The following is a 9,016-nucleotide window of genomic DNA, read 5'->3' on the forward strand; positions in this document are numbered from 1 at the left end:
GCCGCGGTTGCCCCGCACCCGCCTCGCTACGCGTGCAGCGCCGAGTTCAGCGTGATGCCGGCGCCGCTGCGAGGCAGCGCCTCGACCGCACCGGTCGTCGAATTGCGGCGGAAGAGCAGGTTCGGCAGGCCGGAGAGCTCCCGTGCCTTGACGTCGACCGGCTCGCCGCCCGACGCGTCGGTCCCGTGAGGCAGGCGCACCTTGGTGCCGGCCGTGACGTAGAGCCCGGCCTCGACCACCGTATCGTCGCCGATCGAGATGCCGATGCCGGAGTTCGCGCCGAGCAGGGCCCGTTCGCCGACGGCGATCCGCTCGGTCCCGCCGCCCGAGAGCGTACCCATGATCGAGGCGCCGCCACCGATGTCGGAGCCGTCGCCCACCACGACGCCCTGCGAAATGCGCCCCTCGACCATCGAGGCGCCCAGTGTTCCGGCGTTGAAGTTCACGAAGCCCTCGTGCATCACGGTGGTTCCCGGTGCGAGGTGCGCGCCGAGGCGCACGCGCGAGGCGTCCGCGATCCTGACGCCCTGCGGTACGACGTAGTCGGTGAGGCGCGGGAACTTGTCGACGCCGAGCGCAGTGATTCCCGCGCGCTTCAGCGACGGCAGCCGCTTCGCATACTCGTCGGGGGCCATCGGGCCGGCGGTCGTCCAGGCGACGTTCGGGAGCGCGCCGAAGACGCCGTCGAGGTTGATCGAGTTCGGCCGCACGAGGCAGTGCGAGAGCAGATGCAGACGCAGGTAGGCGTCCGCGGTGTCCGCGGGCGGCGCGTCCAGGTCGATCTCGCGGTCCACGAAGCGGATCTCGACGCCGCGGGCCTCGTCCTCGCCGAGCAGCGCCTCGAGTTCGGCCGGGGCGATGAACGGATCGAGTCCTTCGGGTCGCGCACCCAGCGCGGGGGAGGGGAACCACGCGTCGAGCGTGGAACCGTCGGAGGCGATGGTGGCGAGGCCCTGGGCCCAGGCGGCGCGTGTTCCGGTCATGCCCTCAATGGTATCGGGGCCGGTGCATTCCCTCTGGCCAGCCCGAGCGATGTCCAGTCCGAGCCCGATGTGCAACCTCAGGCGATGCGCGATCCGTCTCGAGGTTTCGCGCTGGGGTGCCGGATCGAAGTTCCGCTCCGAGGTTCCGCCTCGAGGCGCCGGATCGCAACCGAGCCTCCGGCACACGGCACTAGGCTGGCGGAGTGACCAGTGAAGCGCCAAGCCTCGATCCTTCAGCGGGCCCCGTCGAACTCACCCGGCAGCTGTGCGATATCGCCTCGGTCTCGGGCGACGAGCGGCGGATCGCCGACGCAGTCGAACGCCTGCTCGTGCATGCCCCGCACCTCGAGGTGATCCGGGACGGCGACACCGTCGTCGCCCGCACCCGGCTCGGCCGAGAGCGCCGTGTGGTCATCGCGGGCCACCTCGACACCGTGCCCATCAACGACAATCTGCCGGTGCGCGACGAGCGCGACCCAGAGAGCGGCGAGGCGATCATCCGGGGGCGCGGCACCGTCGACATGAAGGCGGGCGTCGCCGTGCAGCTCGCGCTCGCGCTCGAGCTCGACGAGCCTGCCTTCGACCTGACCTGGGTCTGGTACGACCACGAGGAGGTCGCGAGCGAGCTGAACGGGCTCGGCCGCGCGCTGCGGAACAATCCGTCGCTCTTCGCCGGGGACTTCGCGATCCTGGGCGAGCCGACGAACGGCGGCATCGAAGGGGGGTGCAACGGCACCCTCCGCGCCCGGGTGACCATGCTCGGCAAGCGCGCCCACTCGGCGCGCAGCTGGATGGGCATCGACGCGATCCACCGGGCCGCCCCGCTGCTGCAGCGGCTCGCCGAGTACACCGCCGAGACGGTCACGGTCGACGGGCTCGACTACCGCGAGGGGCTCAACGCCGTGCGCATCTCCGGGGGCGTCGCTGGTAACGTGATCCCGGATCGCTGCGACATCGAGGTCAACTACCGCTTCGCGCCGAGCCGCAGCGCCGACGAGGCCGTCGCCTTCGTCCGCGATTTCTTCTCCGACGCCGACGAGGTCGAGATCGTCGACCTCGCGCCCGGCGCGCGCCCCGGTCTGGACGCGGAACTCGCGCAGGCCCTGGTCCGAGCCGTGGGCGCGCCTCCCCGGGCGAAGGTGGGCTGGACGGACGTCTCCCGCTTCTCGGCGCTCGGGATCCCCGCAGTGAACCTGGGTCCAGGCGACCCGTCGCTCGCGCACGCCGACGACGAACGGGTGCCCGTCGCCCAGATCGAGCGGACGCACCTGGCGCTCGGTCGGTGGCTGACCGCGGCGGCTTGATCCTGCGCCCGGCCGCGGCGCCCTGATCCTGCGCCTGTTCCGTCGCCGACGATCCCGCACGGAACACACCAACCCTGCACGGTGCCCGACAGCCCGATACAATGGAAGAGTACGTGCACGATGAAGGAGACGCAATGGCGGCAATGAAACCCAGAACCGGCGATGGACCCATGGAAGCGGTGCGCGAGAGTCGCGTGATCGTGGTCCGGGTGCCGCTCGAGGGTGGCGGTCGACTGGTGGTCTCGGTCAACGACGATGAAGCGACCGAGCTGCGCGACGTGCTGAGCTCTGTGCTCGACGGTTGAGCGCTCGACGGCTGAGTTCTTCACTGAGAATCGGACGAACCCCTGTCGGAAGACAGGGGTTCGTTGCTCTCTGCGGCTTGTTCTCCGCGCCCGTATCCGCGAGGCGCGCGGTCAGACCTGCAACCGCGTCAGCATGAGCAGACCGTCGCCGGCCGGCGAGAGCACCGGGGCGATCGCGGGCGAATCGCCGACGGTCGTCAGCAGGTCGCGCAGGTGCTGGGCGATGATGTCCCGTGCAGCGGGGTCGGTGACCCGGCCGTGCGCGAAGGCGCCCGGGACCGCGATCGTGCCGCCGGGGCGGACGATCTGCAGGGCGTGCTCGACATAGGAGAGCAGGTGCTCGGGATCGGCGTCGATGACGACGAGATCGTAAGCTTCGAGATTCAGTCGGGGCAGCACCTGCCCGGCGTCGCCCTCGATCAGTCGCAGCCGGGCGTTCGCGACCCCCGCTTCGGAGAAGACCGTGCGCGCCTGGCGCAGGTGCTCCGATTCGATCTCGATCGAGGTGAGCGTGGCCTCCGGGGCGTAGCGCAGCAGCGCGAGTCCGCTCACCCCGACGCCGGTACCGATCTCGCAGATCGTCCGCGCGCCGGTGGCCGCGACCAAGCCGCCCAGCTGGGCGGCGACGGAGCGGCTGACCGGCTCGATTCCGAGTTCCAGCGATAGCCGCCGGGCCCGCACCATGGCGTCGGTCTCGGTGGGGTACTGCTCAGCGTACTGCCAGTTGCGTTCGAGGCGGCTCACCGTTCCTCCGTCGTTCAGGGCCCTCTGGTTCGATACCCCAGAGTACAAGCCGGGCGCGCGGCGACGGGGATGGCGCGCGGTGCACCGATGGACGACTACTATAAGGTCTATGGGCCTCACGATCGACAAGATTCTGGTGATCCTGGTCATTGCCATGTTCTTGCTGGGGCCGGATCGCCTGCCGATGTATGCGAAGAAGCTCGGCGAGTTCGTGCGCAACGTGAAGCACATGGCCGATGGCGCGAAGGATCGCCTGCGCGATGAGATGGGCCCCGACTTCGACGACGTCGATTGGAAGCAGCTCGACCCGCGGCAGTACGACCCGCGGCGGATCATCCGCGATGCGCTGCTCGAGGACGAGCGCGAGGCGCAGGCCGCCGCGCGGAAGGCGCGTGTGGCGGAAGCCGCCGAACGGCGGAAGGAAGCGGCGGAGAAGGCCGCCGGTGGGGATGCCGCTGACGATGCGGGCGGTGGCGAGTCCGCGGCCGGTGCAGATGCGACTGCCGAGGCCGCTGCGGAGGCTTCAGCAGAATCCACCGCAGCCGACGCCGCAGGTGCCGACGCCAGCGAGACCGTCGCGGCGGTCAACTACGACGAAGAGGCCACTTGATCCTCGCACGTAGCCTCGCCTGAGCGTATAGCGGGACGGCGCTTCGCGTCGAGAAGTACCGCTCGCTGCCTGAATCCGGCGCAGCGAGGATCCAGCACAGCGAGGATCCGGATCCGCCTGAATCCGGCTCTGTGAGGATCCGGTTCAGCGAGGATCCAGCGGCAGCGGTCGCCCGGCCAGCCCGCGCCCTTGGCGCGTGAGCGCCGCGGCGATGCCGGTGATGGCGCGCGCTGCGGCGTCATCGGGAAGCTCGAGCACCGCGGGGGTGCCGGCATCCCCTGCCGCGCGGAAGGAGGGGCTGAGCGGGACGCTGCCGAGAAGCGGTACCTTTCCGTGCTCGGGTGCGCTGAGCCGTTCGGCGACCGCTGCGCCGCCACCGGAGCCGAAGAGCTCCAGCACGGTGCCGTCGGGCTGGGGGAGACCCGCCATGTTCTCGACCACGCCGATCACGCGCTGCCCGGTCTGGCGGGCGACGAGAGCACTGCGTACCGCCACATCCGCGGCCGCGGGCTGCGGGGTGGTGACGACGAGAACCTCGGCCTGCGGCAGCAACTGCCCGACGCTGATGGCGACGTCCCCGGTTCCGGGCGGGAGGTCCAGCAGCAGCACATCGAGGTCGCCGAACCACACGTCTCCGAGGAACTGCTCGATCGTGCGGTGAAGCATCGGCCCGCGCCAGGAGACCGCGGTCTCGCGCGGATCGGCATCGCCGAGGAACATGCCGATGGAGATCACCTTCACGCCGTGGGCGACCGGGGGCAGGATCATGTCGTCGACCCGCGTGGGCTGCTCCACGCGTCCGTCGCGGCTGAGGCCCATCAGCGCCGGGATGCTGAAGCCGAAGACGTCGGCATCGATCAGGCCGACCGTGCGCCCTTGCGCGGCGAGGGCCGCCGCGAGGTTCGCGGTCAGGCTCGACTTGCCGACGCCGCCTTTGCCGCTCGTCACCGCGATGACTCGGGTCAGCGAGTCTTCGCCGAACTGCGGCGCCCGGAGCGCGCGGTCACCGCGCACGCGTTCGATGAAGGCCTGTCGTTCCTCGGGCGTCATCACGCCGACCTCGATCGTCGCCGCGGTCACGCCAGGAGCGCCCTCGATCGCGGCCAGCGCGTCGGCTTCGATGCGTCGCGCCGCGGGGCAACCGGCGATCGTGAGCTTCAGGCGTACGGCCGCCGCGCCCGCTTCATCGACCTCGATGCCGTCGATCATGCCGAGTTCGGTGACCGGGCGAAGGATCTCGGGATCCTTCACCCTGCCGAGCGCCGCCCACACCGCGGACTCCACGGGCGACTTCGCGGTGGAGCGGTCAGCCATCGGCATCGTCGTCCGCGTCCGGGCTCGAACCCGCGCCCGAACCCGTATGCGTCTCGTCCGATGGTCCCGCAGAGGTCGCAGAGTTCTTCGGGACCGCAGGATCCGTCGAGGCGAGCTGGTCCTCGCCGATCTCTCCCGCATCCTCCGGAGCGGTTTCCGGCCCGGTCTCCAGGTCTGCCAGCAGCGCGCGCAATTCGGCGCGCACGAAGTCGCGATCCGGCAGATCCTTGATCGCGAGCCGTAGCGCGACGACCTCGCGTGCCAGGAACTCCGTGTCGGCCAGGTTCCGTTCGGCGCGTTGGCGATCCTGCTCGATCTGCACCCGGTCCCGGTCGTCCTGCCGGTTCTGCGCGAGCAGGATCAGCGGTGCCGCGTACGAGGCCTGCAGCGAAAGGATCAGCGTGAGCGCGGTGAATCCGAGGGCGGCGCTGTCGAATCGCCAGGTTTCGGGTGCGAGCGTGTTCCAGACGAGCCAGATCACGCAGAAGAACGTGAGGACCAGCAGGAACCAGGGCGTGCCCATGCCGCGGGCGATGCCTTCGCTCCACCGCCCGAAGACCTCGTTGCCGCCGTTGTCGTTGGCGGAGACGCGCGCACCGGTCTGCGGGGAGTCGAGCCCCGTGGCCGCCGAGCGCCTGCCGAAGAAGCTCATCGCTCGACCTCGTCGTCGGCATGCCGCCAGTCATCGGGCAGGAGATGATCGAGCACGTCGTCGATCGTGACCGCCCCGACCAGGCGCTGCTGGTCGTCGACCACCGGGAGCGCGACCATGTCGTAGCTCGCGAGGCGGCGGGCGACCTCGGCGGCACTCGCCTGCACCGGCAGAGCCTCGATCTCGGTGTCGAGCAGCGCCGACATGCGCTCGTGCGGCGGAAAGCGGAGCATCCGCTGGAAATGCGCCATGCCCAGGTACTCGCCGGTCGGCGTCTCGTAGGGCGGATGGGTGACGTAGACGGCGGACGCCATCGCGGGGGGGATCTCGGCGCGCCGGATCAGTGCCAGCCCTTCCGCGACGCTCGATTCGCCGGAGAGCACGATCGGGGAGGGGCTCATGAGGCCGCCGGCGGTGTCCGCGTCGTACTCGAGGAGTCTGCGGACGTCTTCCGCCTCCTCGGGCTCCATGAGATCGAGGAGCTCCTCGCCGCGTGCGGCGGGCAGCGCCGAAATCAGGTCGGCCGCGTCGTCCGGCTCCATCCGATCGAGCACATCCGCCGCGCGGTCGCTCTGCATCTGCGCGAGCAGTGCGAGCTGATCCGTCTCGACCATCTCCTCGAGCGCATCCGCCACGCGGTCATCGGGCAGTTCGCCGATCACCTCGAGCATGCGCGCATGGGGCAGTTCGAGCAGTGCTTCGGCGAGGTCGGCGGGCTTCAGGTCGACCAGCGTCTGGATCAGCAGTTCCGCCGACTGCGCTCCGGCCGAGTCGCTGGGCAGGCGGACATCCGACCACCGGACGATGCGGGTGTCACCGCGGGCGAAGGGGGCCGCCGGCTTGGGCAAGCGGACGAAGAGCTCGGAGACCACCCACTCGCCGGATCGGGTGCGGTCGATGGCCGCATCCTCGATGGTCGCGGTCGTGCCTCCGGCGACACCGCTCGCGCTGTCGGAGACCTGCACCTCGCGGCCGATGATCTCGGCGATCATCCGGGTCTCGCCGCCGCGCTGCTCGAAGCGCCGCACGTTGATGAGGCCCGTCGCGATGATCTGGCCTGCGGCGATCGACGTGATCCGGCCGATCGGCAGGAACACGCGCCGCTTGCCGGGGATCTCCACGATCAGCCCGACGACGCGCGGCGCCGTCGCGGCCCGGTACACGACCAGGAGGTCGCGGACCTTGCCGATACGGTCGCCGACGGGATCGAACACGCCACGACCCGCGAGGCGACCGACGAAGACCCTCGAACTGCTCACCCCATTAGCGTAGTCCTCTCCACTATCCCGGCGGGTGCGCCGCTCGGCATGCCCCCACTTCCGTCAGGCGCAGCGGATCCCCGCGGCGCGGAGGGACGCGACGGCACGGCCGGCATCGGGCGCCCCGCCGGCGATCCTCGCATTCACCGCGCTTCGATCCAGGCGTGGGAGAATCGAGGCATGAGCACCAACAGCCCGTCTCCTCGTCGCATGCCGCAGATGCCCGAGCTGCCGCAGGGCGAGATCATCTCGACCTACGACCGCTACGCCGACGCGATGCACGCCGTGGATCGCCTCGCCCGGGCCGACTTCCCCGTCAACGCGGTCTCGATCGTCGGCAACGACATGCGGAGCGTCGAGCGGGTGACCGGCAAGCTCACGTACGGCCGAGTCGCCATGATGGGCGCGCTCTCGGGAGCGTACTTCGGCTTGTTCCTGGGGTTGCTGCTCTTCATCTTCCAACCCGACAACAGCGCCATCGGCGGGGTGTTCATCTCGGCGATCGCGATCGGCGCCGGATTCGGCATGCTCTTCGGCGTGCTCTCCTACGCGATGAACCGCAACCGCCGGGACTTCTCCTCGGTCATGCAGATGGTCGCGTCGCGGTACGACCTCGTCGCCGACCCGTCGCTCATCCACGAGGCGCGCCGCATCCTGTCGCAGCCGACGGCGGGCTGACCGGGTCGGGGCGATCGCAGACGCGCGCCCCGACCTCATACCGCGGTCATCGTGCCGAGGTCACCGCTGCGATACCGGAGCCGCACCGTCGGCGTCGCGCTGCCGGCGGATCCAGGCCTCCACCTCGTCCGCAGTACGCGGGATCGCGGCCGAAAGGTTCACGCAGCCCGTCTCGGTGACGACGATATCGTCCTCGATGCGCACGCCGATGCCGCGGAACTCCTCGGGCACCGTGAGGTCGTCGGGCTGGAAGTAGAGCCCCGGCTCGATGGTGAAGCACATGCCGGGCTCGAGGACGCCGTCGAGGTACATCTCCCGGCGCGCCTGCGCGCAGTCGTGCACGTCGAGGCCGAGGTGATGGCTCGTGCCGTGCACCATGTACCGGCGGTGGAGCGCGACGGACTCGCCCTCCGGGATGCCGCCGATCGCCGCGGTCACGTCGTCGGCGACGCGGAGGGGGAGGCCCCACTCCTGCGTCCTGCGCTCGATCACTGCCATCGCCGCGTCGTGGACGTCTCCGAAGCGGATGCCGGGCCGCACGATCGCGCGAGCCGCGTCGGCGGCCTCGAGCACGGCGTCGTAGATCCTCCGCTGCACCGGACTGAAGACGCCCGAAACCGGGATCGTTCGCGTGATGTCCGCCGTGTAGAGACTGTCGAGTTCCACGCCGGCGTCGAGCAGCAGGAGATCGCCCGGGAGCACGTCGCCGTCGTTGCGCATCCAGTGCAGCGTGCAGGCGTGCGGGCCGGACGCCGCGATCGTCTCGTAGCCCACGGCGTTGCCGTCGAGGCGCGCCCGCAGGTTGAAGACGCCCTCGACCACGCGTTCACCGCGCGGCGCCGAGGAAGCGCGGCCGAGGTGGGCGAGCACATCGTCGAAGCCGAGCGCCGTGGCGTCGACCGCGGCCTGCATCTCGGCCAGCTCGTAGGCGTCCTTCACGAGGCGGAGCTCGCTCGCCGCACGCGCGAGCTCGGCGTCGGCGAGGGTCCGGTCGCCCGGCTGCGCCGCGAACTCGTGGAGCGAGGCGGTGGCGATACCGAGATCCGCCGCCACCTGGGGGAGCGCGGGCCGTGCGCCGACCCAGAACTCGCCCACCTCGGGGTTCGCGAAGAACTCGTCGCTGTCGCGGCCGGCAGCCTCGGGGAAGTAGAGCGTCGCGCGGTGCAG

The 9,016-nt window shown here is 70.5% G+C and carries 10 protein-coding genes; 4 read left to right on the forward strand and 6 right to left on the reverse strand.

The features are described from left to right. Positions 1–26: 26 nt before the first annotated feature. Positions 27–983: a 2,3,4,5-tetrahydropyridine-2,6-dicarboxylate N-succinyltransferase gene (gene dapD, locus ACFPZL_RS07460; protein ID WP_218114086.1), complete on the reverse strand. Its 957-nt coding sequence runs from the start codon at positions 981–983 to the stop codon at positions 27–29. Positions 984–1,186: 203 nt separating this feature from the next. On the opposite strand from dapD, the gene dapE reads away from it, so the two are divergent. Together dapE and ACFPZL_RS07470 are read left to right on the forward strand one after the other, a co-directional pair. Further along, entirely contained in the window at positions 1,187–2,287 is a 1,101-nt protein-coding gene (gene dapE, locus ACFPZL_RS07465; protein ID WP_218114087.1) for a succinyl-diaminopimelate desuccinylase, read from the forward strand. A gap of 134 nt (positions 2,288–2,421) precedes the next feature. Then, the gene (locus tag ACFPZL_RS07470; RefSeq protein WP_218114088.1) at positions 2,422–2,592 is read left to right on the forward strand and encodes a DUF3117 domain-containing protein; all 171 of its coding nucleotides are present in this window, start codon (positions 2,422–2,424) and stop codon (positions 2,590–2,592) included. 111 nt (positions 2,593–2,703) lie between these two features. Here the strand turns inward: ACFPZL_RS07470 and ACFPZL_RS07475 are convergent, their stop codons facing one another. Then, complete coding sequence (locus tag ACFPZL_RS07475; RefSeq protein WP_218114089.1) at positions 2,704–3,336, reverse strand: O-methyltransferase; 633 nt, start codon at positions 3,334–3,336, stop codon at positions 2,704–2,706. A 109-nt stretch (positions 3,337–3,445) separates the two neighbouring features. Here ACFPZL_RS07475 and ACFPZL_RS07480 point away from each other — a divergent pair, with 109 nt between their 5' ends. Further along, on the forward strand, positions 3,446–3,946 hold the full coding sequence (locus ACFPZL_RS07480) for a twin-arginine translocase TatA/TatE family subunit (protein WP_382334995.1): 501 nt from the start codon (positions 3,446–3,448) through the stop codon (positions 3,944–3,946). 144 nt (positions 3,947–4,090) lie between these two features. On the opposite strand, the gene ACFPZL_RS07485 is transcribed toward ACFPZL_RS07480, so the two are convergent. The 3 genes from ACFPZL_RS07485 to ACFPZL_RS07495 are packed head-to-tail and all read right to left on the reverse strand — an operon-like array spanning position 4,091 to position 7,171. After that, positions 4,091–5,260: a P-loop NTPase gene (locus ACFPZL_RS07485; RefSeq protein WP_218114090.1), complete on the reverse strand. Its 1,170-nt coding sequence runs from the start codon at positions 5,258–5,260 to the stop codon at positions 4,091–4,093. Continuing rightward, positions 5,253–5,912 (reverse strand): DUF1003 domain-containing protein, encoded by a 660-nt coding sequence (locus tag ACFPZL_RS07490; protein ID WP_218114091.1) that lies wholly within the window; start codon positions 5,910–5,912, stop codon positions 5,253–5,255. The genes ACFPZL_RS07485 and ACFPZL_RS07490 overlap by 8 nt, the downstream gene beginning before the upstream one ends. Beyond that, positions 5,909–7,171, reverse strand: a complete 1,263-nt coding sequence (locus tag ACFPZL_RS07495) for a magnesium transporter MgtE N-terminal domain-containing protein (RefSeq protein ID WP_218114092.1) — start codon at positions 7,169–7,171, stop codon at positions 5,909–5,911. Before ACFPZL_RS07495 ends, ACFPZL_RS07490 begins: the two co-directional genes overlap by 4 nt. 180 nt (positions 7,172–7,351) lie before the next feature. Here ACFPZL_RS07495 and ACFPZL_RS07500 point away from each other — a divergent pair, with 180 nt between their 5' ends. Continuing rightward, positions 7,352–7,849: a general stress protein gene (locus tag ACFPZL_RS07500; protein WP_236021795.1), complete on the forward strand. Its 498-nt coding sequence runs from the start codon at positions 7,352–7,354 to the stop codon at positions 7,847–7,849. Between the two features lie 60 nt (positions 7,850–7,909). On the opposite strand, the gene ACFPZL_RS07505 is transcribed toward ACFPZL_RS07500, so the two are convergent. Then, positions 7,910–9,016 (reverse strand): M24B family metallopeptidase (locus tag ACFPZL_RS07505; protein ID WP_382334998.1); only part of this gene is annotated, 1,107 nt, incomplete at its 5' end.

It is taken from the genome of Leucobacter soli, from assembly GCF_042659205.1.
In the GTDB taxonomy this organism is placed as follows: Bacteria; Actinomycetota; Actinomycetes; order Actinomycetales; family Microbacteriaceae; genus Leucobacter; species Leucobacter soli.